This window comes from Streptomyces sp. NPDC000878 (assembly GCF_053599695.1).
Map to the genome: position 1 here is coordinate 12,899 of NZ_JBSFMT010000088.1, position 25,235 is coordinate 38,133.

The window sequence follows — 25,235 nt, forward strand, 5'->3', positions numbered from 1 at the left end:
AGGGTGCGGGCTCGTTGTGGCTTGTCGCGCCCCGCGGCGGAGCCGCAGATCGATACGGCCCCGCGCCCCTAGGTGGGATTCCCTTGCCCTTCCTTTGTTACATACCGACTGGTTAGTCTGGTCGGGCGTTGGAGCCGTGTCGTGTCGAAGGAGACCGATCGTGGGTGTCGTGCAGGGTGCCGGAGTGGTCGTCACTGGTGCGGGGGGCGGGATCGGGGCCGCCCTGGCTCGGCGGTTCGCCGCCGAAGGGGCCCGGGTCGTTGTGAACGACCTTGATGCCGCGCGGGCGGGGGCCGTCGCCGACGAGATAGGCGGGATCGCGGTTCCCGGGGACGCGTCCGGGATTGTCGCCGAAGCCCGTGCCGCCCTCGGTGGGACCGTGGACGTCTACTGCGCCAACGCCGGGCTTGCCTCGGGTGGCTCCGAGGCGGCCGACGAGAAGGTCTGGGCGCTTGCCTGGGACGTGAACGTGATGGCGCATGTGCGGGCGGCCCACGAACTGCTGCCGGAGTGGCTGGAGCGCGGCAGCGGGCGTTTCGTGTCCACCGTGTCCGCCGCCGGGCTGCTCACCATGATCGGCGCGGCGCCCTACAGCGTGACCAAGCACGGTGCGTACGCCTTCGCCGAGTGGCTGTCCCTGACGTACCGCCACCGCGGGCTCAAGGTGCACGCCATCTGCCCGCAGGGCGTCCGTACGGACATGCTGGCAGGGACCGGCAGCGCGGGCGATCTGGTGCTCGCGCCGACCGCGATCGAGCCCGAGGCGGTCGCGGACGCGCTGTTCAAGGGGATCGACGAGGACCGGTTCCTGATCCTGCCGCACCCCGAGGTCGCCGAGTACTACCAGGCGCGCGCCGCCGATCCCGACCGCTGGCTGACGAACATGAACCACATCCAGCAGAAGTGGGAGACCACCCGGTGACCGCTCCCGATGCCGACTCCGGCTCCCGGTACGGTGCGCAGCCCTGGCTGGCTCTCCTCGACGACGTCCAGCGCGGGCCGATAGAGCCCGACGACTCACTCGTCCACGCCCTGCGCCGGACCGCCGCCGAGGTCCCGGACCGCACACTCCTCGCCTACTTCGACGGGCGGCTCAGCCACCGTGAGGTCGACGAGCTGAGTGACTCCGTGGCCGGGTATCTCGTGACCCGGGGGCTGGAGCGCGGGGACCGGGTCGCCGTCCTGCTCCAGAACTCGCCGCTGTTCGTGCTCGCCGTACTGGGGGCCTGGAAGGCGGGTGCGACCGTCGTACCCGTCAACCCGATGTACAAGTCGGGGGAGGTGACGCACGTCCTGCGGGACGGTGACGTGGCCGCGCTGATCTGCTCCGACCGGGCCTGGGAGTCGTATCTGAGGGATACGGCCGCGGACTCTCCCGTGCGGATCGTGCTCACGGGGTGCGAGCTGGACTTCCAGAGCCGCGGGGACGCGCGCGTGCTCGCGTTCGAGCGGCTGCCGCAGGCCCCGGACGCCGAGGACCTGACGGCCGTCGCCCGGTACGGGCACAAGGCACCGGACGGTCGTGATCCCCGCCCCGCAGACATCGCGCTGATCAGCTACACCTCCGGCACCAGCGGCACCCCCAAGGGGGCCACCAACACGCACGGCAACATCATGTACAACGCGGAACGGCAGCGGACGGGGCTCGGTCTCGGGGACGCGCCCGTGTACTTCGCGATGGCGCCCCTGTTCCACATCACCGGCATGGTCTGTCAGCTCGGCGCGAGTCTGAACAGCGCGGGCACGCTCGTGCTCGCCTACCGCTTCGAGCCCGGGGTCGTCCTGGACGCGTTCGCCGAGCACCGCCCCCACTACACGGTCGGCCCGTCGACGGCCTTCATGGCCCTGGCCGCGCACCCGGATGTCACCCCCGACCACTTCTCCTCCTTCCGGAACATCTCCTCCGGCGGCGCCCCGCTGCCGCCCGCCCTCGTGGAGAAGTTCCGGGCCGGCTTCGGCCCGTACATCCGCAACGGCTACGGCCTCACCGAGTGCACCGCCCCCTGTGCCTCCGTACCGCCCGCCCGCGAAGCCCCCGTCGACCCGGTCTCCGGCACGCTCGCCGTGGGCGTGCCGGGCCCCGACACCGTCGTACGCATCGTCGACGACCAGGGCGCGGAGGTTCCCTTCGGCGAACAGGGCGAGATCCTCGTACGTGGCCCGCAGGTCGTTCCCGGCTACTGGCGGCTCCCGGAGGCCACCGCGGAGACCTTCCCGGAGGGGGAGCTGCGCACCGGTGACATCGGGTTCATGGACGAGGAGGGGTGGCTGTACGTCGTCGACCGGAAGAAGGACATGATCAACGCGTCCGGCTTCAAGGTGTGGCCGCGTGAGGTCGAGGACGTGCTGTACACCCATCCGGCGGTACGCGAGGCGGCCGTCGTCGGGGTACCGGACGGGTATCGCGGGGAGACCGTGAAGGCCTACATCAGCCTGCGTCCGGGCACCGAGGGGGACCCGGACGCGCTGGCCGCGTACTGCAAGGAGAGACTGGCCGCCTACAAGTACCCGCGGCAGGTGGAGATACTGCCCGACTTGCCGAAGACGGCGACTGGAAAGATTCTCCGTCGGGAACTGCGTACCCGGTCCGGGGACTCTCAGTAGGCACTTGTTCGGTTGCTGGGCCGGTGCGGTTGCTTCGGTTGCTTCGGTTGTTCGTGGAACGTTTGGAAGGCAGGTGGCGGTAGTGCCCAGGACGACGGACGGTGACGGTACGCCCGTCCCGCAGCGGCTGCTGGCCGCCGCCACCCGGCTCTTCGCGGAACAGGGGTACGACCGCACGTCCGTGCAGGAGATCGTCGAGGCGGCCGGGGTCACCAAGGGGGCGCTTTACCACTACTTCGGGTCCAAGGACGATCTGCTGCACGAGGTGTACGCGCGCGTGCTGCGGGTTCAGCAGGAGCGGCTGGACGCGTTCGCCGACGCGGACGCGCCGGTGGAGGAGCGGTTGCGGCGGGCGGCGGCGGATGTCGTCGTCACGACCATCGAGAACCTTGACGACGCGATGATCTTCTTCCGGTCGATGCACCACTTGAGCCCGGAGAAGAACAAGCAGGTGCGGGCGGAGAGACGCCGGTACCACGAACGCTTCCGTGCCCTGATCGAGGAGGGTCAGGAGGCGGGCGTCTTCTCGAAGGCGACCTCGGCGGACCTGGTGGTCGACTACCACTTCGGTTCCGTCCACCACTTGTCGACGTGGTACAGCCCGGAGGGCCCGCTGAGCTCGACGGAGGTCGCGGGGCAGTTGGCGGACCTGTTGTTGCGGGCGCTGCGGCCGTAGGGGTTTTCTTCGCCCCCGCCGCCCTTACCCGTCCCATCCCTGGGGGCTGCGCCCCCAGACCCCCCTTTTCGCGCTGAACGCGTTCGTCCTCAATCGCCGGACGGGCTGGATGGTGCCGGCCGGGGCTTGATCTTTTAGCCCGTCCGGCGTTTGAGGACAAGGCCCGTTCAGGGCCGTAGGGGGGTCTGGGGGCGCAGCCCCCAGGGGATGGGAATGGGTAGGGGCGGCGGGGGCGAGAAAACTTACGCGTACTTCTTCAGTTCCCGGCGCGCCAGCGACCGCTGGTGCACCTCGTCCGGGCCGTCCGCCAGTTTCAGGGTTCGGGCGCTTGCCCAGAGTTCGGCCAGGGGGAAGTCCTGGCTTACTCCGCCCGCGCCGTGCAGTTGGATCGCCTTGTCGATGATGTCCACCACCGCACGCGGCGTCGCGATCTTGATCGCCTGGATTTCGGTGTGGGCGCCCTTGTTGCCCACCGTGTCCATCATCCAGGCCGTCTTCAGGACCAGCAGCCGCAGCTGCTCGACCGTCACCCGCGCGTCCGCGATCCAGTTGTGGACCACTCCCTGCTGGGCCAGCGACTTGCCGAAGGCCTCGCGAGAGACCGCCCGGCGGCACATCAGCTCGATCGCGCGCTCCGCCATGCCGATCAGCCGCATGCAGTGGTGGATCCGGCCGGGGCCCAGCCGGGCCTGCGCGATCGCGAAACCGCTGCCCTCCTCGCCGATCAGGTTCGCCGCCGGCACCCGTGCCTCGTCGAAGAGCACCTCGGCGTGGCCGCCGTGGGAGTGGTCCTCGTAGCCGAACACCTGCATCGCCCGCTTGACCGTGACGCCGGGGGTGTCCCGGGGGACCAGGATCATCGACTGCTGGCGACGGATGTCGGCGCCGTCCGGGTCGGTCTTGCCCATGACGATGAAGATCTTGCAGTTCGGGTTCATCGCTCCGGAGATGTACCACTTGCGGCCCGTGACGACGTAGTCGTCGCCGTCCCGGCGGATCCGCGTCTCGATGTTCGTCGCGTCGGACGAGGCCACCTCGGGCTCGGTCATCGCGAACGCCGAGCGGATCTCGCCCGCGAGGAGCGGCTCCAGCCACTGCTTCTTCTGCTGCTCGTCGGCGAACTGCGCCAGCACCTCCATGTTGCCGGTGTCCGGTGCCGCGCAGTTCAGCGCGGTCGGCGCCAAGTGCGGGGAACGGCCGGTGATTTCGGCGAGGGGTGCGTACTGGAGGTTGGTGAGGCCGGCGCCGTGGTGGGCGTCGGGGAGGAAGAGGTTCCACAGGCCCTGGCGGCGGGCCTCGGCCTTCAACTCCTCGACCACGGCCGGGGTGTCCCACGGCGAGGCCAGCGCGGCCCGCTGCTCCTCGGCCACGGCCTCCGCCGGATACACGTACTCGTCCATGAAGGCGAGGAGCTTGGCGCGCAGTTCCTCGGTGTGCGCGTCGAACGCGAAGTCCATGACGGGTCAGCCTTCCTGGAGATCTGAGAGGCCTGGGAGACCTGAGTGAAGTGTGGTCAGGCCGTGTTCTATGAATACGGGGACCAGGTCGCCGATGCGGTCGAAGCCCGCGCCGACCGTCTGGCCCAGTGTGTAGCGGTAGTGGATGCCCTCCAGGATCACGGCCAGCTTGAACCAGGCGAACGCCGTGTACCAGGAGACCGCCGACACGTCCCGGCCCGAGCGCGCCGCGTACCGTTCGATCAGCTCGGCCGGTGACGGGTGTCCGGCGGCCTCGGCGGTCGTGGAGACGGGGGAGTCGGGCGCGCCCAGCGGGATGCTGTACATCACCAGCAGGCCCAGGTCGGTGAGCGGGTCGCCGAGCGTCGACATCTCCCAGTCGAGGATCGCCGTGATGGTGTCGTTCTCGCCGCCGATCAGGACGTTGTCCAGGCGGTAGTCGCCGTGCACGATCGCCGGGGCGGGGGAGTGGGGCAGGGCCCGGCCCAGCGCCGCCTGCAACTCGTCGATGCCGGGCAGCTCGCGGTTGCGGGACGCGTCCAACTGCTTGCCCCAGCGCCGCAGTTGGCGGTCGAGGAAGCCCTCGGGGCGGCCGAAGTCGGCGAGGCCCACCTCGGCGGGGTCCACCGCGTGCAGCTCGACGAGCGTGTCCACCAGCGACAGCACCACGTCCCGGGTCCGCTCGGGGCCGATCGGGGCGAGCTGCTCGGCCGTACGGTACGGCGTGCCCGGCACGAACTCCATGACGTAGAACGGCGCTCCGGGCGCCGCCCCGTTCTCGGGGTCCTCGCACAGCAGCACCGGACGCGGGACCGGTACGGCGGTCGGATGCAGGGCGCTGATCACCCGGTGCTCGCGCCGCATGTCGTGCGCGGTGGCCAGGACATGGCCCAGCGGGGGCCGTCGTACGACCCATCGGGAGGTGCCGTCGGTGACCGCGTAGGTGAGGTTCGAACGGCCGCCCTCGATCAGCCGGCCGGTCAGGGGGCCGTGCGCGAGTCCGGGGCGCTCGCTGTCGAGCAGGCCGCGCAGCCGGCCGAGATCGAGACCTGGCAGGTCGTCCGAGGGCATCATTGCTCCTACGCGTACGGGAACGGGACTTGAATCATGATGCCGACCGGTCGGTATGTCGTCCAGTGGGTGGACGAAAAGTGACCGGCGTCTCGCTTCCAGTGTGCGGAAGGAGACGCCGGCCGGGTAGAGCGGGGGAGCGGTGCCGCTGACCGGAAACCGTCAGTGATCGTCCCAGTGGTCCTGGTGTGCCGCGTGACGGTGGCCGTCGTGCAGAAAGTCGATGTGGTCGCCGTGCTGGACGGCCGGGTGCCCGCAGCCGTCTCCGTGTACGTGCTGGTGGGCGTCGTGCGCCACGTGCCCGCCGGGCTCGCACTCGTCCCAGTGGCCGCTGTGGGCGCGGTGCAGGTGACCGTCGTGCGCGTAGTCGACGTGGTCGCCGTGCGGCACCTCGGTGTGGCCGCAGTCGGGGCCGTGCAGGTGCTCGTGGGTCGGGTGTTCCTGGTGAAGGGTGGGAGTGCTCATGGAATCCATATATATCCGGCTATTCGACTTGCGTCGCGTCCGCGCACGCCGGAATGTCGAACATTAGGAAACCGGAGGGTCAGACATATGAAAGCCATTACTTACAGTCGGTACGGCGGTCCCGACGTCCTGGAGTACACGGAGGACGCCCCGGACCCCAAGGTCGGGCCCGACTCCGTGCTGATCAAAGTGCGGGCGGCGTCGGTCAACCCGGTGGACTGGAAGTGCCGCGAGGGCTACCTCGACGGCCTCCTGGACCCCGTCTTCCCGGTGGTGCCGGGCTGGGACGTCTCCGGGGTCGTGGTCCGTCCGGGTGTCTCCGTCTCCGAGTACGCCGTCGGCGACGAGGTCATCGGCTACGTACGCGAGGACTTCCTCTCGCGCGGCACCTTCGCCGAGTACGTCGCCGCCCCGGTGCGCACCCTCGCCCGCAAGCCCCGCAACCTCTCCTTCGAGGAGGCGGCCGGGCTGCCGCTGGTCGGGCTCACCGCCTATCAGGTGCTCTCCAAGGCGCTCCACGTCCGCACCGGCGAGACCGTCCTCGTGCACGCGGCGGCGGGCGGGGTGGGCTCCGTCGCCGTCCAGCTGGCCCGGCGCCACCTCGGCGCGGCGCATGTCATCGGCACGGCGAGCGTGCACAACCACGACTTCGTACGGGAACTGGGCGGCGATCCGGTGACGTACGGCGCCGGTATGGCCGACCGGGTGCGGAAGCTGGCTCCGGGGGGTGTCGATGCGGTGTTCGACACCGTCGGTGGGGACACGCTGAGGGATTCGGCGGAGCTGTTGGTGCCCGGGGGGCGGCTGGTGTCGATCGCGGACCCGGAGGTCGTCGGGCTCGGCGGCACGTACTACTTCGTACGGCCGGATGCGGTGGATCTTCAGCATCTGTCTGAGCTGGCTGAACATCATGTGTTCTCGCTGCATGTGTCCGAGACGTTTCCGTTGGAGCGGGCGGCGGAGGCGCATCGGTTGAACGCGGAGGGGAGGACTCGGGGCAAGATTGTGGTGACTGTGGACTGGGGGTAGTTCTTTGGGTGCGGGCCCGTGGGGGCTTGTCGCGCAGTTCCCCGCGCCCCCAAAGGGGGCGCGATAGTGCCCCTCAGTCATAGGACCAGGGCTGCTCCGCATGCCGCCAGGGCTACCGCGCACAGTGCTGCGGCAGTGGCGTGGTGGGTGGCCAGTGCCGGAGGGATGCCGTCGCTTGTCAGCGTTCGGATGCGTCTGTGGGCGATGGCCAGGAACGCCATCCACAGGGCGCCGAACAGTGCGCAGACAACGATGCCCGCCGCCGACGGTCTGTCGTGCAGCGCGCTCTTCCCGGCCAGTACGGCGACGACGGTGGCCGACAGTGTCGTACGCCGCCAGGCCAGGCGGGTCCGCTCCGGCTGCAGTCCCGGATCCCGTACTGCGCTTGTCCCTGCCTCGCTCACCCGTTCCCCCGGACCAGCACCACGACCACCATGGCGACCGCGACCACGGCGACCGCGAGGCTCAGCAGGGCCGGGAAGCGGGACACCGGGAGGTCCTCGCCGCGTCGCATGGCCCGTTCGCACCGCACCCAGTGGTTGACGGCCCGCAGCGAGCACAGCACACCGGCCGCCAGCAGGGCGAGCGCCAGCCCCACGCGCCAGCCCCAGCGCAGGTCGGGCAGGAACTGGTCCACGGCGAATCCGCCGCCGATCAGCGCGAGCGCGGTGCGCAGCCAGGCCAGGAAGGTGCGTTCGTTGGCCAGGGAGAAGCGGTAGTCGGGGGTGCGGCCCTCCTCGGCGATCTCCTGGGGGGCGAACCACAGGCGGACGTTCCGTGCGAAATCGATCACGTGCACGACCTTACGGGCTGTCGGGTGACCGGAACGCCTTGAGGCGCTCGTATGCCGCCAGACCGTCCGGAACCCACTCCCACTGGCCCTCGCCCAGCCGCCGCTCCACCTCGTCCTCGGGCAGGAACGCGTGCCAGGCGACCTCCTCCACCTGCGGGTGGACGGGCAGCTCGCAGCGCACCTCGTAGACCGCCGACCACCAGCTCTGGCCGGCGCCGTTGTCGTACAGGAACTTGAAGAGGGGCTCGGGGCGGGGCAGGCCCGTGACGCCGAGTTCCTCCTCGGCCTCCCTCAGGGCCGCGCCGTCGTACGACTCGCCCGCGCCCACGACCCCGCCGACGAACATGTCGTACAGGGAGGGAAAGACCAGCTTGGTGGGGGTGCGGCGGTGGACGAAGATCCGGCCCCGGGCGTCCCTGGCCTGGATGAACACGCAGCGGTGGCGCAGGCCGCGCGCGTAGGCCTCGCCTCGGGGGAACTGGCCGACGACCTCGTCGTTCTCGTCGACGATGTCGAGGATCTCGTCCGCCGGAGTGGTCCCGTCAGCATCAGCGGGAGTGCTCTCGTCGGCCGGAGTGGTCCCGTCAGCGGGAGTGCTCTTGGCGGAGTGCGTGCTCTTCTCGGGGGGAGTGCTCATGGCTGTCATCCAAGCCCATCGCCCCCTGTGCGCAGCCGCTCGGCATCGCCGGGTGCAGGCCGAGGAGGACGATGCCCACGACCACCGCCGCGAGGCCCGTCGCCTCCCACGCCAGTGCCCCGGGGTCGGTGCGCAGCTGGTCGCCGAGGAAGCCGACGCCGCAGATGATGCCGGCCAGCGGCTGGGCCGCCGTGAGGGCGGGCAGGGACATGCGCAGGGGTGCGGTCTCGAAGGCGCTCTGGACCAGGATCAGGCCGGTCAGGCCGAGCAGCAGCACGCCGTACGGCTGCCAGCCGGTGAGGAGGTGGGTCAGGCCGCCCTCCGAGAAGCGCTGGCCGCTGACCCGGGTCAGGGCGTCCTGGACGCCGTACAGCAGGCCCGCGGCCAGGGCCAGCAGGACCGGGCCGGCGCTGAGGCGGGAGCGTTTCGCGTACGTCGTGAGGAGCAGGGCGGCGCCCAGCATGGCGCCGATGATCAGCCAGTGCCGGAAGGGGTCCGTGATGGCGGTGCCGCCGCGCGGTTCGCCCGCCACGATGAACGCCGTCACGCCGCCCGCGAGGAGCAGCAGGCCCGCCCAGCCCTGGCGGCCCAGCGGCTGCTTCGTCTGGTGGCGGGAGAGGGCGAGCGCGAAGAGCAGGTTCGTCGCGAGCAGCGGCTCCACCAGGGAGACCTCGCCCTGGCTCAGCGCGATCGCGCCCAGCACCATGCCCGCCACCATCAGACCGATGCCGCCGAGCCAGCGCGGCACCCGCATCAGGTCCAGGAGCAGCCGCGGGGAGAGGAAGTCGCTCAGGGGTGCCTGCCGGGCCACGTTCTGCTGGAGGACGAACCCGAGGCCCAGGCAGCACGCTGCGCTCACGGCGAGAGTCAGAACCAGGACGGACACGCGGGGTACCTCGATGACGGGGCGGACGGCGGGGTGTGGTAAAGGCCGACTGTAGCCGCCCGCGCGCGGTCCTGCCCCGGGGATGTGACGGAATCGTGGCGTAGTGAGGGTCACGTCCTCGTTCCGGAGGGTGGCCTTGTCGCGACTTAACGTCATCTTTGTGGTGTCGTGGTGTGGTGGGGCGTGGTGGGGCGCGCCGGAGGTTCGTCGGTCGTCAGGTCAACTGACCTATACAAATGGGTAATTGACACGTGTCGCGCACGTATTCGGCCTTGACGTGAAGCATTCGTGGAGGGTTTGCTGTCCGCGATCAATCGATGGCAATCAGCGGTGGCAATCGGTCGATGGCCATCAGCAGACCGCGTCGTGTGAGGAAGTTCCCCGCGGTGTCTCCACCTCCACCCCCCTTGGGCCGGGGCCGTAGGCGTGCCGCCCAGGCCTTTGACGCCGCGCTCGACGACGCCGAACTCGTCGCCGCGCGCTCGGCGTTGGCACAGGGGCGCTGGCAGGCCGTCCGTACGCTGCTCGCCGCCACCGGCGACGACTGGGACCGCCGGGGGCACCGGGTCACCGTCCTCGCCCTGGAGTCCGGCACCGCCGCCTGGACCCGCGACTGGCTCCTGGCCGAACCGGACTCCGCCGACGCCGCCGTCCTGCTCGCCGCCGCCACCGTCCAGCGCGCCCTCGCGGGCAAGGACAAGCCGGCCAAGGCCCGCGACGCCTGCCACGCCGCCGCCGCGCTCGCCCCCGCCGACCCCACGCCCTGGCTCGGGCTGCTGCAGCTGGAGCGGAACGTGGGCGCCGAGGAGACCGTCGTCCAGCTCTTCGACGAGGTCCGGCACCGCTACCCGGACCACCACCACGCCCACCATCTGATGGTCGCCCGCCTCGCCGAACGCCGTACGGCCGCCGGGCAGGACCCGCTGCACGAGGTGTACGACTTCGCCAGCTGGGCCGTCGAACAGGCCCCCGCCGACTCGCCGTTGGCGATCCTCCCGGTCGTCGCGCACGCCGAGCGCTACCGCGTTCTCGCCGGCGCCGGGCTGGAGTCCGCCGACCCGGCGTCCTCCGGGCACTGGGTCGGACGCCGGGCCCGCCAGGTCATGAAGGCTGCCTTCGACTGGTGGCTGGAGTGGGAGCGCGACGACCATCCACGCCGTCTGATCGACCTCAACTTCCTTGCCCACGCCAAGTTCTGCGAGGGCCGGGCAGCCGAGGCCGCCGCCCTGTTCCACCGGATCGGCACGCACCAGACCCCGATCCCCTGGTCCTACCCGGACCGCGACCCGCACACCGCCTTCCGTGCCGCCCGCGACAGCGCGCTCGGCACGGCGTAACGCAGCACCACGCAGGACAGCACCACGCAACGCAGCACCACGTAAGGCAGCACCACAGAAATTTCCGTACGCCCGAAAGGACAACCCCGCCATGACGACGGGCAGTTCGAGCACGAGCAGACCCACCGCCGACAGCAGCGGCGGCATCAGTACGTTCAAGGGGCAGGACCGCGCACTGCGCGCCGACCGCCTCGGCACCGGAGGGCTGCTGCTCTCCGTGCTCGCCGCGACCGCCCCCCTCATGGTGGTCGCGGGTGTCATGCCCACCACATTCGCGGTGATGGGCATCGTCGGCCAGCCCCTCCTCTTCGTCGCCCTCGGTGTCGTCCTCGTCCTCTTCAGCGTCGGGTACGCCGAGATGAGCCGCCACGTCCACAACGCGGGCGCCTTCTACGCGTACATCTCGCGCGGCCTCGGCGGCACCGCCGGAGCGAGCGCCGCGCTGCTCGCGCTCGTCGCCTACAACGCGCTCCAGGTCGGCATCTACGGCATCTTCGGGTTCGAGGTGTCCGGGCTGTTCGCCACCTACCTGGAGACCGAAGTCGCCTGGTGGATACCGGCGTTGCTGGCCGCGCTGGCCGTCGGCGCGCTCGGCTGGCTGAAGATCGACGTCAACGCCAAGGTGCTCGGCGTCCTGCTCGTCATCGAGGTCGTCCTCGTCGTCATCTTCGACATCGCCGCCGTCGCCGACCCGGCGAAGGAGGGCCTGTCGCTGCACGCCTTCAACCCGGACACCCTGACGGGCGCGGGCGTCGGCACCGCCCTGTGCTTCTGCATCGCCGCCTTCCTCGGCTTCGAACAGGCCCCCGTGTACGCCGAGGAGACCAGCAAGCCGCACATCCTCGTGCCGCGCGTGATGTTCCTCGCGGTCGGCGGCGTCGCCGTCTTCTTCGCCCTCAGCAGCTGGGCGATCACCGTCGCCACCGGCCCCTCCGGCGTCATCGAGGCCTCGCAGAAGCAGAGCGCCGGACTGCTGTTCTTCCTCACCGAGGAACGGCTCGGCGGCACCTTCACCGACGTCCTGCACATCCTCTTCGTGACCGGCATGTTCGCCGCGATGCTCAGCTTCCACAACGTCGTCGCGCGGTACGCCTTCGCCATGGGCCGGGAAGGGCTGCTCCCGAGCGCCTTCGGCCGGACGACCGGCGCCAGCGGCGCCCCCGGCACCGGCTCGCTCTTCCAGACCGTCGTGTCCGTCGTGATCGTGGCGGGCTTCGCCGTCACGGACGACGGTCCGGTGGGCGACCCGACCACGCCCGTGCTGAAGCTGTTCACCTGGGGCGGCAACATCGGCGCCCTCGGCGTGATCCTGCTGATGGCCGCCGCCTCCCTCTCGGTCATCGTCTTCTTCGTCCGGCGCGGCGCCGCCGGCGCCCAGGCCTGGCGGCTGGCCACGGCCGCCGTCTCCGGCCTCGCGCTGCTCGGCATCGCCTTCTACACGGTCAAGGACTTCGACGTCCTGGTCGGCACCGGCCCGGACTCCTCCCTCAGCTGGGTGCTGCCCGGCATCGTCGGTGCCACCGTGGTCCTCGGCCTGGTCCAGGGCCTGGTCCTGAAGGCTCGCAACCCCGAGGTACACGCACGGATCGGGCTCGGCAACGAGGCGTTCCAGCTGGAGAAGGCGGCGGAGTCCGCGGAGGCGGCCTCCTGAGCACCCTTTCCAGCTCTTGAGCACCCTTTCCGGGGCCGCCGCCTGAGGGCCGCCGCCTGAGAAGAGGGTGAGAAGCGGTACAGAAGTCCGACGAGCACCCGCGATTCCTCGCTCGACAGGGGTCGCGGGTGTTCGAATGGACAGGTGAACTCCGAACGACCGGAAGAACCCGCCGGACCCACCGAGCCCGGAGAAGCCGAAGGACCCGAAGGGCGGGAGCGGGGTACGCCCATCGGCCGCCGGGTCCTGCTCGGCACCCTCGGTCTGGGCGCCCTCGGCGTGGTCGCCGCGCCGACCCTCCAGCGCGGCATGGAGTCCTTCCTCGCCGGTGCGTCGGAGAACGACCCCACCGGCCTGACCGACCTCCTCCCGAACGGCGGCGGCTTCCGCTACTACTCGGTGACGTCCTCCACACCCCGCAAGAACGCGGAGACCTACCGGCTGAAGATCGACGGTCTCGTCGACAGACCGGCCACCTACACCCTCGCCGACCTGCGGGCGATGCCCCAGACCAGAATGGTCAAGGACGTGCAGTGCGTCACCGGCTGGCGGGTGCCCGGCACACCCTTCGAAGGGGTACGGCTGTCCCGGCTCCTGGACGCGGCCGGAGTGCGCTCCTCGGCCGGGGCCGTACGCTTCACCTGCTTCGACGGCGCCTACACCGAGAGCCTCACCCTCGACCAGGCCCGCCGCGCCGACGTCCTGGTCGCGCTGCGCATGCAGGACAAGAACCTGGGCCACAGCCACGGCGGCCCGGTCCGCCTCTACGTGGCCCCCATGTACTTCTACAAGTCCGCGAAGTGGCTCTCCGGCATCACGGTCACCGAGGACGTGCAGCCGGGCTACTGGGAGAACCGCGGCTACGACATCGACGCCTGGGTCGGCAATTCGAACGGACGCGACGATGAGCCAACGAGCTGAGACCCCGGCGCCCTCCGCCGCCACCTCCCCGTCCACCTCGGAGGTACGCCGCTTCGGCCGCTCCCAGAAGTGGGTGCACCGCGCGACGGCCGCACTGATGGGCGTGTGCGTGGTGACGGCCGCCTGCCTCTACATCCCCCAGTTCGCCGAACTGGTCGGCCGCCGTGAGCTGGTGGTCCGCGTCCACGAGTGGGCGGGCCTGGCCCTGCCGGTACCCGTCCTGGCGGGCCTGGCCTCCCGCGGTTTCCGCGCCGACCTCGGCTTCCTGAACCGCTTCGGCCCCCACGACAAGACCTGGCTGCGGGCGGCCCTGCGACGCGACAAGCGCCGCGCCGTGCGCCCGGCGGCCAAGTTCAACGCGGGCCAGAAGATCTACGCGGCCTGGATCGCGGGCGCGACCCTGGTCATGCTCGGCACGGGTCTGCTCATGTGGTTCACCCACCTCACCCCGCTGATGTGGCGCACCAGCGCGACCTTCGTCCACGACTGGCTGGCGCTCACCATCGGCATCGTCCTGGCCGGCCACATCGGCATGGCCCTGGGCGACCCGGAGGCCCGCAGAGGCCTGAGGACCGGCTCGGTGAGCAGGGAGTGGGCGGACCGCGAACATCCCCTGTGGCGTCCCTGACCGCCACTGGGGCGGCTCAGCGATGCGGCCGGTCCTGGTGCCGCTGCGGTGCCGCGCTGCCGGTCCCGTTGCCGGGCGAGGGCCCGACCGGTTCCTGCTCCGGGGGTACCTCCGGGGGTACGAGGAGAAAGGCGTCCTTCTTGACCGCCTCGGCGGTGCCGTAGCGGACGAGGAGGTCGACGGGGCCCGCGCTGACAGGGGGACCTGAGCCCGCTCCGGGGCCTGTTCCCGAACCGGGAACGACAACGGAGACGACGATCCGCTCGCCCGACGCCGAGACGAGCACCGGCGGTTGGACAACCTGCTGCCCGCCGATGAACACGTCCCCGTCGCGCAGCAGTTCGGCGGCGTCGAAGTAGGCGCCGCGCAGCTCGACCGAGACCGTGTCGCCAGGTGCGGCTTCACCGTCGCCGCCCACATCCACCACGCCGATCCCGTACGCACAGGCGGACTTGCCTCCCGACGGTGCCTCCAGCGGGACGGTGGCGGTCGGGTGCCGCCGGTGGAAGTCCAGGAGCCCGCCCAGGATCTGCCGGGCGGCGCGCCCCTTGCAGCTGAGCGTGTCGCCGGCGGACCCGGACCAGCCCGCACCGGCCACTCCCCAGTCACCGCCGCCTCGCCCCTGTACGGCGAGACAGGCGGCGGCGAGCCCGCGCAGCACCCGCCACTCGTCGGCCGACGCGGAGTCTCCCGGGGCCGCCGGGATCAGGTTCCGGGCGTCCGCGCAGCGGTCGGGGGAGCGGAGGTCGTCGTAGACGGCGGCGGGGTCGGTGGCGCCGTCGGAGTCGGGCGAGACCGGGCCGGGCGGCAGCCAGTCGGGCGCGGTGAGCAGGGTGGGGCCGCCTGGCCCCGTACGGCTGGGGGTGGGAGGCGCGACCGGGGTACGGGAGGGAACCGGTGTTTCGGTATCGCCGGGGACCTCGCTCCCGCCGGCGCCCTTGGGTGAGGCGACGTTCCCGGAGTGGGGGATGCGTGGGGGAGCGGCGGAGGTGGCCGTGCCGATCTCCCCGCCGTCGCCGGGGCTGCTCGACGGTGACGTGGGCGCGACACTTCTGGCCCCGCTGCCGTTCCCGCGCGCCGCGTCGTCCCCGGCCGGCCCGAAGGCCGCCGCCGCGACCGCCACCGCCCCGATCACGAACAGCCCTGACACCCGCACCCCGAGCGAAACCGCCATACCGCCGCCCCCCGACGTCGTCGCCCCGACCGCTGCGACAACGACCGGGGTTCCTCACATCATCGGTCCGCACGGGGGTCCGGGGGAAGGCACGTCATCGGATCGTTCACCTGCGACGACGCCCCAGAGACGGAGGGGGGAGGAGGGACACCGGAGGTGTCCCTGAGGGGGCGCGGTGCCCCCCTTAGGACAGGACGGTGCGTTGTCTGCGGCGCCGTTGTGGCTGGTCGCGCAGTTCCCCGCGCCCCTGGGTGGGACCTGGCGCCCCTTTCCGAGGGCTACGGGTCTGCCTTGGGGCTGGGTGGTGTGTTGTCTGCGGCGCCGTCGTGGCTGGTCGCGCAGTTCCCCGCGCCCCTGGGTGGGACCTGGCGCCCCTTGCCAAGAGCCACGGGTCTGCCTTAGGACGAGGGGCGCGGGGCCTGCCTTCGAGCGGGGGACGCGGGGGCCAACCTAGGGGCGCGGGGAACTGCGCGACCAGCCACAGCGGACCCGCAGGCAAGGCACCACCTGCACGCCCCCCACCTAGGGGCGCGAGGAACTGCGCGACCAGCCCCAACTCACCCGCAGACAACGCACCATCTACACGCCCCCGAAATCGAGCAACACCTTGCACGACCTCCCCCGGTCCGCCGCCAACGTGAACGCCGACTCCGCCTCCCCCACGGGAACTACCGCACTGACCAGCCCGTCCAGCCCCGGCTCCGCCGCCAGCAGAGCCAACGCATCGTCGAACTCCGCGTCGAAGCGGAACGCACCTCGCAGTTCGATCTCGCGGGTCACGACCAGGTTGCCCGCGAAGGGACTCGGCCCGGGCGGCAGCAGCCCCAGCTGCACAACGACCCCACCCCGCCGCACCAGCCGCAGACAGGTGTCCAGCCCCGCAGCCACCCCCGACGCCTCGACGGCCACATCGACCTCCGCAGGCCACCCGGGATCACCGGCATCGTCCGCCCGTACGACCGAGTCCGCGCCCGCGACAGTCGCGTACCGGAGCGCCTGCGGAAGCAGGTCCGTGACAGTCACCCGCGCCGCACCCGCCGCCTTCGCCGCCGCGACGACCAGGCATCCGATCGGACCGGCACCGGTGACGAGTACGTGCCGCCCCGACACGTCCCCGGCCCTGCGGACGGCGTGCAGGGCGACCGAGAACGGCTCGGCGAGGGCCGCCCGGCGCAGCGGCAGGCCCGTCGGTACCGGCCTCAACTGGTCCGCCGGCACGACCACTTGCGCCGCGAAGCCGCCCTGGACGTGGGGCGTGCGGGCGGCGCTGCCGAGGTAGCGCGTGTCCCGGCAGATGTTGCGCCGCCCGGAGACGCACTCCGGACACGCCCCGCACGGCGTCGCCGGGTGCACGGCAACCGCCGTACCCACAGCGGGACCTGACGAGCCGTCACCGTAGGCGACGACCGTCCCCACGACCTCGTGGCCCAGCACCATCGGTTCCTTGAGTCGGAAGTCACCGACCCCACCGTGCCGCCAGTAGTGCAGGTCGGAGCCGCAGACCCCGCCGTACCGGACGGCCACCAGCGCCTCGCCGGGGCCGGGGGACGGCACCGGCAGCTCGTCGACCCGCAGGTCGCCCTCACCGTGGATCACACAACCGAGCATGGAGAGAATCCCTTCCGTGTCGTCCCCGTCGTCCGCGTCACAGGACGCTGGTCATGCCGCCGTCGACGTACAGCACCTGTCCGCCGACGAAGTCCGCCGCCGGAGAGGCCAGGAACAGCACCCCGCCGATCAGGTCCTCCGTTCGGCCCCAGCGGCCCGCCGGGGTACGGCGGCGCACCCACGCGCTGAACTCCGGGTCGTCGACCAGGGGTTGGGTCAGTTCCGTCTCGATGTAGCCGGGGCCGAGGCCGTTGACCTGGACTCCGTGCGGGCCCCAGTCCGCGCACATGCCCTTGGTGAGCATCTTCAGCGCGCCCTTGGTGGCCGTGTAGGGCGCGATGCCCGGACGGGCCACCTCGCTCTGCACCGAGCAGATGTTGATGATCTTGCCGTGGCCGCGTTCCGTCATGTGCCGGGCCGTCTCACGGCCCACCAGGAACGCGCTGGTGAGGTTGGTGTTCAGGATGCGGTGCCAGTCGCTGTCCGTGAACTCCAGGAGTGGGGCCCGCAGTTGCATGCCCGCGTTGTTCACCAGGATGTCGATCGGACCGACCCGCTCCTCGACGTCCGCGATACCGGCGGCGACCGAGGGGCCGTCGGTGACGTCGAAGGCGGCGGTGTGGATGTCGCCGGGCAGCTCGGCCGCGGCCTTGGTGAGGCGGTCGCCGTCGCGGCTGTTCAGGACGACCGTGCAGCCGGCCTCGGCCAGACCCCGGGCCAGGGCGAACCCGATGCCCCGGCTGGACCCGGTGACCAGGGCCGTACGGCCGCTGATGTCGAAGAGAGGATGACTCATTCCCGTACCCCTAGATCGTCTGGATCGTCTCGTAGCCCTAGATCACCAGTGACAGCAGCAGGACCAGGCCGCCCGCGACCACGGAGATGATCGTCTCCATGACCGACCAGGTCTTGAGGGTCTGGCCGACGCTCAGGCCGAAGTACTCCTTGACCAGCCAGAATCCGGCGTCGTTGACATGGCTGAAGAACAGCGAGCCGGCGCCGATGGCCAGGACGAGGAGGGCCGCGTGGGTCGTCGACATGTCGGCGGCCAGCGGGGCCACCAGACCGGCCGCCGAGACCGTGGCGACCGTCGCCGAGCCCGTCGCCAGCCGGATCGCGACCGCGATCAGCCAGGCCAGCAGCAGGGCCGGGATCGACCAGTCCTCGGATATCTCCAGGACCATCTTGCCGACCCCGGAGTCGATCAGCGTCTGCTTGAAGCCGCCGCCCGCGCCGACGATCAGCAGGATGCCCGCTATCGGCGCGAGGCCCGTCTCGACGATCCGGGAGATCCGCTCCTTGGTGAACTCGGCAGGGCGGCCCAGCGTGAAGATGCCCACGAGGACGGCGGCGAGCAGGGCGATCAGCGGCGAGCCGACCACGTCGAAGACGCGCTGCACCATGTGCGTCGGGTCGTCGATGACTATGTCGACCAGGGCCTTGGACAGCATCAGGACGACGGGGAGGAGGATGGTGGCGAGGGTCGCGCCGAAGCCCGGGCGCTTCTCCAGGTCCTCGGAGGGGCGGGTCGGGATCATGCGGTCGGGCGCCGGGACGTCGACCCAGCGGGCCGCGTACCGCGAGAACAGCGGGCCCGCGATGACCACTGTCGGGATGGCGACGAGCACGCCGAGCGCCAGGGTCACCCCGAGGTTGGCGCCGACGGCGTCGATCGCGATCAGCGGACCGGGGTGCGGCGGGACCAGGCCGTGCATCACGGACAGGCCCGCGAGCGCCGGGATGCCGATGCGCATCAGGGAGTAGTTGCCGCGCTTGGCGACCATCAGGACGACCGGGATCAGCAGGACGACGCCGACCTCGAAGAACAGGGGCAGACCGATCACCGAGGCGATCAGGACCATCGCCCAGGGCATCGTCCGGCCCGACGCCTTCGCCAGGATCGTGTCGACGATCTGGTCGGCGCCGCCGGAGTCGGCGAGCAGCTTGCCGAGGATCGCGCCCAGGGCGATCAGGACGCCCACACCGGCCACCGTCGAGCCGAGCCCGGCGGTGAAACTGGTGATGGCCTTGTCGAGCGGCGCGCCCGCGAAGGCGCCCAGCGCTAGCGAGCCGATGGTCAGGGCCAGGAAGGCGTGCAGCTTGAACTTGGTGATCAGCAGGACGATGAGCGCGATGCCCGCCAGCACGGCGACACCCAGCTGGGCATGGCCGGCCGAGGTGATCGGCTCGACGGTGTCCGCTGCCAGCATCTCGACGCTGAGTCTGGTCACGGGGGATTCCCTTGTTTTGGAGTGTTTCAGGAGTTCGGAAGGTCAGGAGTGCGGAAGGTCAGGTGCGGAAAGGCAGGAGCTCTGGAGAGAAAAGTCAGGAGCTCTGGAGCGAGGAGAGCGCGGCCACCGCACGGGCGGTGATCTCCTCGGGGGTGCCGGAGACGTTCACGGCGACGCCCGCCTCGTCCGCTTCGAGCGGCTGGAGGGTGGCGAACTGGGAGTCGAGCAGCGCCGTCGGCATGAAGTGACCCTGCCGGTGCGCCATCCGGTCCTCGATCAGCGCCCGGTCGCCGGTGAGGTGCACGAAGACCACGCCGGGCGCGGCGGCCCGCAGCCGGTCGCGGTACGACCGCTTCAGCGCCGAACTGCTCACCACCCCGCCGAGCCCGGCCCGCCCGTGCGCCCACTCGCCGATGGCGTCCAGCCACGGCCAGCGGTCCTCGTCGGTCAGCGGGGTCCCGGCCGTCATCTTGTGGATGTTGGCCGTGGGGTGGAAGTCGTCGCCCTCGGCGTACGGAACACCCAGCCGGGCCGCGAGCAGGGGACCGATCGTGGTCTTCCCGGTGCCCGCGACGCCCATGACCACGACGACGTGGGGGGTACGCGTCTGCTGCATCGTGCTCTCGCTGTCCTCGTCGACACGTGATGTGAACGCAATGAAACGCATTAGGTACGACAAATTCAAGACCCTGTGATGAATAAGTCTGACTTTTTAGAAGTGTGACGCGCCCCGTACGCTGAGTGCATGAGCACACCCGGCCGAGGGCTGCACGGTCATGTACTGGAAACCCTCGGACCCGCGATCACCGCCGGCGAGTACCCGCCGGGCAGCGTTCTGCGTACGGACGAGCTGGCCCAGCGCTTCGACGTGTCACGCTCGGTGATGCGGGAGGCGGTCCGGGTCCTCGAGTCGATGCACCTGGTCGAGTCCCGCCGCCGGGTCGGCGTCACGGTCCGACCCAAGGCCGAGTGGAACGTGTACGACCCGCAGGTCATCCGCTGGCGGCTGGCGGGTGCCGATCGCCCCGGGCAGCTGCGCTCCCTCACCGTGCTGCGCTCCGCGATCGAGCCGGTCGCCGCGGGCCTCGCCGCCAAGTTCGCCACCGCCGAGCAGTGCGCGCAGCTCACCGAGTGCGCCCTGGGCATGGTGGCCAACTCGCGCGGCCACCAGCTGGAGGGCTACCTCGTCCATGACGTGGCCTTCCACCGGGTGATCCTGGAGGCCTCCGGCAACGAGATGTTCGCCCGGCTCGGCGATGTCGTCGCGGAGGTGCTGGCCGGCCGTACCCATCACGAGGTCATGTTCGAGGACCCCGACCCGGCCGCCGTCACCCTGCACGTCCAGGTCGCGGAGGCGGTCCGCGAGGGCGACGGGGAGCGGGCGGAGCGGCTCACCAGGGAGATCGCGGTCGGGGCCCTCCAGGAACTGGACATCCTCGCGCCCTAGTTCCCGTAGTACCCGCGGTGCGTCCTGAGTGCCCGCTATACGTCCTGGTCGATGTCTCCGTCCACATACACCCACGCCCCGTCGACCCGTTCGAACCGGCTCCGCTCGCGCAGCGAACCGCCCCGGTAGGAGGCTCGGAAGGTCACGGTCCCGGTGGTGTGGAACGCCGTACCGTCGCCCGTTTCGAGGATCTCCAGGCCCGTCCACCGCATCCCGGCGTCGAATTCGACGCGGGCGGGGCGGGTACGCGGGTGCCAGGTGCGCAGAAGGTACGGCTCGTCCCGCTTCACGAAAGCGCTGTAGCGCGAACGCATCAGCGTCTCGGCGGTGGGTGCCGCCGCCTCACCCCGGTGGAATCGGCCACAGCACCCTTCGTACGTCTCCGCAAGACCGCACGGACATGTGCGGCTCTGAACAGGGGTGGAGGGGCGTTGTCGCCGGGATTGCGCAGTACGTCGGGACATGCCCGCCATTCTGCTGCACCGGCCCCCTGGTCGCCTGTGTGCATTCTGTGAAGTCGCTGACCCGACACGCGCACATCGCGTGCGAGTCGTGCGCGGCGGAGTTCATCAAACCTCCCTCAGGGGTGGCGTGAACACATCTTGCTGGCTCAACTCCGCACCCCCAAGGGTGGATTACGCACTTGAGCATCAGGAGTCACAAGCGTGTTGCTTGGCCCGGGCGGCAGTCCGTCCGGGGCACTGACGGGGGAAAGCTGATGCGGTGTCATGGGCCGGTGCGCTCTCGCGCGCCGGACACTTCCGTGCGCACCGGATCCGGACGTCTCTCTCCTTTCTGCCGCCTCTTGGTGCCGACCCGGTGCCCGAGAAGGGATTGGAGGGGGAATGCCGACGACAGCAGTGGGTGCGGCCAGGCCGACATATCCCGGCGTCTACGTCGAAGAGCTTCCCAGCAGCACTCGTACCGTCTCCGCCGTCACCACGTCGGTGACCGCGTTCGTGGGGCACACCCGGCGCGGTCCGCTGAACGAGCCCGTGCGCGTCACCGGATTCGCCGATTTCGAGCGGCGGTTCGGCGGGCTCGGCTCGCGGAGCGCCGTCGCCTACGCCGTGCACCAGTTCTTCGGCAACGGCGGTTCCGTCGCCGTGGTCGTCCGGGTCGCGAAGGCGGGCAGCGGCAAGGCCGCCTGTGTCGTCCTGGAGTCGACCGAGGGCCACAGCGGGTCCCGTGTCCTCGAAGTGCACGCCAAGGAACCCGGCGTGTGGGGCAACGGACTGCGCGTCGCCGTCGACTACGACACCCCGAACTGCGAAGAGACCTTCAACCTGCGGGTGTACGACGCGAAGGGCGACGCCCGCGAGTCCTTCACCGGGCTGTCGATGGAGGAGGGGAACGAGCGGTACGCGCCGACCGTCGTCAACGCCGGCTCGCGGCTCATCCGGGTCGAGGCGGTCGGCGAGGGGCGGCCGGATCCGTCCGGCACCGTGTCCAAGCCTTTCGGAGCCGAACTGCCCGACCTGGCCGTCGACTTGACGGTGAAGATCGGCGACGTGGAGCGCGAGTTCACGCTCTACGACCCCGACTGCGACGGCGAAGCCCCGTGCAGCGTCGCCGAGTTGGCACTGCTGCTCGAACGCAAGCTGCGGGCGCTGCCCGACGCGCCGGGCAAGCACGCCTTCGCGGGCGTCGAAGTCACCGCGTTCGGGCGGCGGTTGCAGGTCGTGGCCGGGTCGACCGACCCCGAGGACGTCGTCCGCTTCCTCGGCCAGTGCGCCAACGACCTGGGCCTCGAAGCCTCCGTCAACCCGCCCGTCTTCCCGCTGGAGGGCGGCGAGGACGGCGAGGCGCCAGGACCGCGCGACCTCATCGGCTCCGAGGCCGACAAGACCGGCATCCAGGCCCTGCGCGGCGTCGCCGACGTCAACCTGCTGGCCCTGCCCGAGCTGGCGGCGTACGAGAAGACCGAGGACATGCTCACCGTCGTCTCGGCGGCCGGGCGGCTGTGCGAGGAACGGCGGATCTTCCTGCTCGTCGATGCGCCCAGCACCTGGGTGAGCGTCGACACGGCGCGCGCCGGGCTCGCCGCCTTCGACGCGGTCCGGGGCAACCACGCCGGCCTGTACTTCCCGCACCTCCAGCTCACCGACCCGCTCACCGGGCGGCTGCGCGCCTTCCCGCCGTCGGGTGCGGTCGCGGGCGTGATCGCCCGTACGGATTCGGAGCGCGGGGTGTGGAAGGCGCCGGCGGGCACGGAGGCTCGCCTGGCCGGTGTCCACTCACTCACGGTCGATCTGACCGACCGTGAGACCGGGCTGCTCAACCCGCTCGGCGTCAACTGCCTGCGGACGTTCCCGATGACGGGTCCGCTGGTGTGGGGCGCGCGCACGCTGGAGGGCTCCGACGCGCTCGACAGCGAGTGGAAGTACGTACCCGTGCGGCGGCTCGCGCTGCATGTGGAGGAGAGCCTCCAACGCGGCCTGCAGTGGGTCGTGTTCGAGCCCAACGACGAGAGTCTCTGGCAGCAGATCCGCCTGAGCGCCTCCTCCTACCTGCACACGCTGTTCCGTCAGGGCGCGTTCAAGGGCAGCACGCCGCGCGAGGCGTACTTCGTCAAGTGCGACCACGAGACCACGACCGACGAGGACGTCGCGAACGGCGTCGTGAACGTCCTGGTGGGCATCGCGCCCGTACGGCCGGCGGAGTTCGTGATCGTCAGGATCCAGCAGACGTCGGGCCAGTCCGCCCTCTAGGACAGCCAGGACAACGAGGGCACCCAAGTCCCCGAGAATCGTGGAGAGTTGAAGGAATCCGATGGCTGAGTTCACGGTCAACGCCCAGCGCTTCGACCCGTACAAGAACTTCAAGTTCCTGGTCCTGTGGGACGGTCGTACGGTCGCAGGCATCAGCAAGGTCAGTCCGCTCAAGCGGACCACGGAGGTCGTCAAGCACCGCCACGGCGGCGACCCCTCCTCCCCGCGCAAGTCGCCGGGGCGCTCCGAGTTCGAGGGCATCACCCTGGAACGCGGGGTCACCCACGACCCCGAGTTCGACCGCTGGGCCAACAAGGTCTGGCAGGTGGGCGCGGGCCTCGGCTCCGAGGTGTCCCTGGCCGACTTCCGCAAGGACATCGTGATCCAGGTCCTCAACGAGGCCGGTCAGGTGGCCGTTTCGCACAAGCTCTACCGGACCTGGCCCAGCGAGTACCAGGTCCTCGGCGAACTCGACGCCAACGCCAACGCGGTGGCCATCCAGTCGCTCAAGTTGGAGTGCGAGGGCTGGGAACGGGACTACGAGGTGCCCGAGCCCCAGGAGCCGTCCTTCCTCAACCCGGCCTGACCGGACGGTAGTCGATCGAATCGGGGGACGGTATGGCGATCACCTCGGCGGCCGGACTGCTGGCCACCTGGGAGGCGGGGCTCACGGAGGCGCCGCCCGCCCGCGCACTGCTGCTGCACCACACGGCCCGCCCGGACACCGACACCGGGAGGCTGCCGCAGCTTCCGGTGGGCGAGCGCGAGGCGGACCTGTTCGCGCTGCGCCGGGCGCTGTTCGGCGAGCGGATGCAGGTGCGGCTCGGGTGCCTGGCGTGCGGCGAGGACATGGAGTTCGAGCTGGACGCGGGGGAGCTGGCGCGGTCGCTGGGCGGTCGGGAGGCCTTGGCGGACGGGGCTGGTGGGTGCGGGGGTTCGGCGGGCGGGTCGGGAGAGCCTGACGGTTCGGCCGAGGCACCGGGTGGTTCGTCGGGCGGACTCGGTGCGGCTGTCGCGCACGGGTCGGACGGTTCCGTCGTCCGGGTGCAACAGGACGGCTGGGACGTCGAGTTCCGGCTGCCCGGGGTTGCCGATCTGGCCGCGGCTGCCCGGGCCGCCGATCCGCGGGGGGCGCTGCTCGCGCGGTGTCTCGTGGCGGCGGTGGGCGACGGGGTTGCCGTTGCCGCGGACGATCTGCCCGTGCCCGTGCAGCGGCGGATCGCCGAAGCCGTCGAGGCGGCCGATCCGGGCGCCGACCTGGCGCTCAACGTGGCCTGCCCGGAGTGCGGGGCGGCCACCCGGGCCGAACTCGACATCGCCTCCTACCTGTGGACCGAACTGGACGCCTGGGCACGGGACGTGCTGCTCGACGTCCATCTGCTCGCCACCGCGTACGGCTGGAGCGAGCCGGAGATCCTGGCGCTCAGCCCGCTGCGGCGCCGCTACTACCTGGAGCTGTGTGCGGATGTCTGACGCTGACGGGGCGCCGGTTCCCGACTTCCTCGACCGGCTGATCGCCCGGCACACCGCCGGTGCCGTCCCGGGCGCGGCCCGAGTACGGCCCCGGCTGCCCGGGCCGTTCGAACGCGTCGAGGCGGTACGGGCCCCGGCGAACGATCCGGACGGCCAGGCTCCGCTGTGGCCCGCCGCCGCGCCGGCTGCCGTCGCATCGACCCCGGACCAGCCGCGTACGGCTGCTGCGTCCGGGGTTCGCCCCGGCCCGGAACGGGAGCGGACCGTCGTACCCGATGTGGAACGGGTGTACGACGGCCGGCCCGCCGCCCCGCCGCGTGCCGCCAGCCCCGAGGGGCCCCTGCTGCGGCAGGTCACGCCCCTGCTGCCCGGCCCGCGTCCCGTCGCCGGGCCCGTGCGCCGCGCGGCGGCCGGGCCGCGCCCCGAGGGGGGCGCC

General features: G+C 70.9%; 25 protein-coding genes and 1 pseudogene. 13 read left to right on the forward strand and 13 right to left on the reverse strand.

Annotation, left to right across the window (positions count from 1 at the left end):
* The first annotated feature begins 157 nt into the window (after window positions 1-157).
* The 3 genes from ACWDR4_RS43605 (at window position 158) to ACWDR4_RS43615 (ending at window position 3,280) form a co-directional block, all read left to right on the forward strand.
* Entirely contained in the window at window positions 158-922 is a 765-nt protein-coding gene (locus tag ACWDR4_RS43605) for an SDR family oxidoreductase (protein ID WP_450416975.1), read from the forward strand.
* Window positions 919-2,604: a class I adenylate-forming enzyme family protein gene (locus ACWDR4_RS43610; protein ID WP_450416933.1), complete on the forward strand. Its 1,686-nt coding sequence runs from the start codon at window positions 919-921 to the stop codon at window positions 2,602-2,604. The genes ACWDR4_RS43605 and ACWDR4_RS43610 overlap by 4 nt, the downstream gene beginning before the upstream one ends.
* A gap of 82 nt (window positions 2,605-2,686) precedes the next feature.
* The gene (locus tag ACWDR4_RS43615; protein WP_450416935.1) at window positions 2,687-3,280 is read left to right on the forward strand and encodes a TetR/AcrR family transcriptional regulator; all 594 of its coding nucleotides are present in this window, start codon (window positions 2,687-2,689) and stop codon (window positions 3,278-3,280) included.
* Window positions 3,281-3,522: 242 nt separating this feature from the next.
* Here ACWDR4_RS43615 and ACWDR4_RS43620 read toward each other — a convergent pair whose 3' ends face one another.
* The 3 genes from ACWDR4_RS43620 to ACWDR4_RS43630 all read right to left on the reverse strand — a co-directional run bounded on the left by ACWDR4_RS43620 (window position 3,523) and on the right by ACWDR4_RS43630 (window position 6,273).
* Window positions 3,523-4,737 carry an acyl-CoA dehydrogenase family protein gene (locus ACWDR4_RS43620; RefSeq protein WP_450416937.1) on the reverse strand — a complete coding sequence of 405 codons (1,215 nt, stop codon included), beginning with the start codon at window positions 4,735-4,737 and terminating at the stop codon, window positions 3,523-3,525.
* Between the two features lie 6 nt (window positions 4,738-4,743).
* Window positions 4,744-5,808 carry a phosphotransferase family protein gene (locus tag ACWDR4_RS43625; RefSeq protein WP_450416939.1) on the reverse strand — a complete coding sequence of 355 codons (1,065 nt, stop codon included), beginning with the start codon at window positions 5,806-5,808 and terminating at the stop codon, window positions 4,744-4,746.
* A 162-nt stretch (window positions 5,809-5,970) separates the two neighbouring features.
* Window positions 5,971-6,273 (reverse strand): hypothetical protein, encoded by a 303-nt coding sequence (locus ACWDR4_RS43630; RefSeq protein ID WP_450416940.1) that lies wholly within the window; start codon window positions 6,271-6,273, stop codon window positions 5,971-5,973.
* 87 nt (window positions 6,274-6,360) lie between these two features.
* Between ACWDR4_RS43630 and ACWDR4_RS43635 the strand changes: the two genes are divergently transcribed.
* Entirely contained in the window at window positions 6,361-7,302 is a 942-nt protein-coding gene (locus ACWDR4_RS43635; RefSeq protein ID WP_450416942.1) for an NADP-dependent oxidoreductase, read from the forward strand.
* 77 nt (window positions 7,303-7,379) lie between these two features.
* On the opposite strand, the gene ACWDR4_RS43640 is transcribed toward ACWDR4_RS43635, so the two are convergent.
* Genes ACWDR4_RS43640 through ACWDR4_RS43655 form a run of 4 tightly spaced genes read right to left on the reverse strand, consistent with a single transcriptional unit; the run spans window position 7,380 to window position 9,618 of the window.
* Entirely contained in the window at window positions 7,380-7,706 is a 327-nt protein-coding gene (locus ACWDR4_RS43640) for a DUF202 domain-containing protein (protein WP_450416944.1), read from the reverse strand.
* Window positions 7,703-8,095 carry a YidH family protein gene (locus ACWDR4_RS43645; protein WP_450416946.1) on the reverse strand — a complete coding sequence of 131 codons (393 nt, stop codon included), beginning with the start codon at window positions 8,093-8,095 and terminating at the stop codon, window positions 7,703-7,705. The genes ACWDR4_RS43640 and ACWDR4_RS43645 overlap by 4 nt, the downstream gene beginning before the upstream one ends.
* A 10-nt stretch (window positions 8,096-8,105) precedes the next feature.
* Window positions 8,106-8,732, reverse strand: coding sequence for an NUDIX hydrolase (locus ACWDR4_RS43650; protein ID WP_450416948.1), 627 nt, complete (start codon window positions 8,730-8,732; stop codon window positions 8,106-8,108).
* Complete coding sequence (locus ACWDR4_RS43655; RefSeq protein ID WP_450416950.1) at window positions 8,680-9,618, reverse strand: DMT family transporter; 939 nt, start codon at window positions 9,616-9,618, stop codon at window positions 8,680-8,682. The genes ACWDR4_RS43650 and ACWDR4_RS43655 overlap by 53 nt, the downstream gene beginning before the upstream one ends.
* A gap of 386 nt (window positions 9,619-10,004) precedes the next feature.
* Here ACWDR4_RS43655 and ACWDR4_RS43660 point away from each other — a divergent pair, with 386 nt between their 5' ends.
* The 4 genes from ACWDR4_RS43660 to ACWDR4_RS43675 all read left to right on the forward strand — a co-directional run bounded on the left by ACWDR4_RS43660 (window position 10,005) and on the right by ACWDR4_RS43675 (window position 14,155).
* Window positions 10,005-10,955 (forward strand): hypothetical protein, encoded by a 951-nt coding sequence (locus ACWDR4_RS43660; protein ID WP_450416952.1) that lies wholly within the window; start codon window positions 10,005-10,007, stop codon window positions 10,953-10,955.
* Between the two features lie 91 nt (window positions 10,956-11,046).
* On the forward strand, window positions 11,047-12,606 hold the full coding sequence (locus tag ACWDR4_RS43665) for an APC family permease (protein WP_450416954.1): 1,560 nt from the start codon (window positions 11,047-11,049) through the stop codon (window positions 12,604-12,606).
* A gap of 144 nt (window positions 12,607-12,750) precedes the next feature.
* The gene (locus tag ACWDR4_RS43670; protein WP_450416955.1) at window positions 12,751-13,527 is read left to right on the forward strand and encodes a molybdopterin-dependent oxidoreductase; all 777 of its coding nucleotides are present in this window, start codon (window positions 12,751-12,753) and stop codon (window positions 13,525-13,527) included.
* Window positions 13,511-14,155 (forward strand): cytochrome b/b6 domain-containing protein, encoded by a 645-nt coding sequence (locus ACWDR4_RS43675; RefSeq protein ID WP_450416957.1) that lies wholly within the window; start codon window positions 13,511-13,513, stop codon window positions 14,153-14,155. The genes ACWDR4_RS43670 and ACWDR4_RS43675 overlap by 17 nt, the downstream gene beginning before the upstream one ends.
* Before the next feature lie 16 nt (window positions 14,156-14,171).
* Here ACWDR4_RS43675 and ACWDR4_RS43680 read toward each other — a convergent pair whose 3' ends face one another.
* The 5 genes from ACWDR4_RS43680 to ACWDR4_RS43700 all read right to left on the reverse strand — a co-directional run bounded on the left by ACWDR4_RS43680 (window position 14,172) and on the right by ACWDR4_RS43700 (window position 19,784).
* Entirely contained in the window at window positions 14,172-15,329 is a 1,158-nt protein-coding gene (locus ACWDR4_RS43680; protein WP_450416959.1) for a hypothetical protein, read from the reverse strand.
* A gap of 579 nt (window positions 15,330-15,908) precedes the next feature.
* Window positions 15,909-16,937 (reverse strand): L-idonate 5-dehydrogenase, encoded by a 1,029-nt coding sequence (locus ACWDR4_RS43685; protein WP_450416960.1) that lies wholly within the window; start codon window positions 16,935-16,937, stop codon window positions 15,909-15,911.
* A gap of 37 nt (window positions 16,938-16,974) precedes the next feature.
* The gene (locus ACWDR4_RS43690) at window positions 16,975-17,733 is read right to left on the reverse strand and encodes an SDR family oxidoreductase (RefSeq protein ID WP_450416962.1); all 759 of its coding nucleotides are present in this window, start codon (window positions 17,731-17,733) and stop codon (window positions 16,975-16,977) included.
* Between the two features lie 37 nt (window positions 17,734-17,770).
* Entirely contained in the window at window positions 17,771-19,168 is a 1,398-nt protein-coding gene (locus ACWDR4_RS43695) for a GntT/GntP/DsdX family permease (RefSeq protein WP_450416964.1), read from the reverse strand.
* Between the two features lie 94 nt (window positions 19,169-19,262).
* On the reverse strand, window positions 19,263-19,784 hold the full coding sequence (locus ACWDR4_RS43700) for a gluconokinase (protein WP_450416966.1): 522 nt from the start codon (window positions 19,782-19,784) through the stop codon (window positions 19,263-19,265).
* A 129-nt stretch (window positions 19,785-19,913) separates the two neighbouring features.
* On the opposite strand from ACWDR4_RS43700, the gene ACWDR4_RS43705 reads away from it, so the two are divergent.
* Complete coding sequence (locus tag ACWDR4_RS43705; protein WP_389357577.1) at window positions 19,914-20,615, forward strand: FadR/GntR family transcriptional regulator; 702 nt, start codon at window positions 19,914-19,916, stop codon at window positions 20,613-20,615.
* A gap of 35 nt (window positions 20,616-20,650) precedes the next feature.
* On the opposite strand, the gene ACWDR4_RS43710 is transcribed toward ACWDR4_RS43705, so the two are convergent.
* A complete protein-coding gene (locus ACWDR4_RS43710) occupies window positions 20,651-21,079 on the reverse strand; it encodes a YchJ family protein (protein WP_450416967.1) in 429 nt (142 codons plus the stop codon).
* Window positions 21,080-21,460: 381 nt separating this feature from the next.
* Between ACWDR4_RS43710 and ACWDR4_RS43715 the strand changes: the two genes are divergently transcribed.
* The 4 genes and pseudogenes from ACWDR4_RS43715 to ACWDR4_RS43730 form a co-directional block, all read left to right on the forward strand.
* Window positions 21,461-23,326 carry a phage tail sheath family protein gene (locus tag ACWDR4_RS43715; RefSeq protein ID WP_450416969.1) on the forward strand — a complete coding sequence of 622 codons (1,866 nt, stop codon included), beginning with the start codon at window positions 21,461-21,463 and terminating at the stop codon, window positions 23,324-23,326.
* 61 nt (window positions 23,327-23,387) lie between these two features.
* The gene (locus tag ACWDR4_RS43720; RefSeq protein ID WP_450416971.1) at window positions 23,388-23,912 is read left to right on the forward strand and encodes a phage tail protein; all 525 of its coding nucleotides are present in this window, start codon (window positions 23,388-23,390) and stop codon (window positions 23,910-23,912) included.
* 32 nt (window positions 23,913-23,944) lie between these two features.
* The gene (locus tag ACWDR4_RS43725) at window positions 23,945-24,799 is read left to right on the forward strand and encodes a hypothetical protein (RefSeq protein ID WP_450416972.1); all 855 of its coding nucleotides are present in this window, start codon (window positions 23,945-23,947) and stop codon (window positions 24,797-24,799) included.
* A pseudogene (locus tag ACWDR4_RS43730) lies at window positions 24,792-25,235 on the forward strand (hypothetical protein); the annotation flags it as partial. The gene ACWDR4_RS43725 and the pseudogene ACWDR4_RS43730, both read left to right, overlap by 8 nt.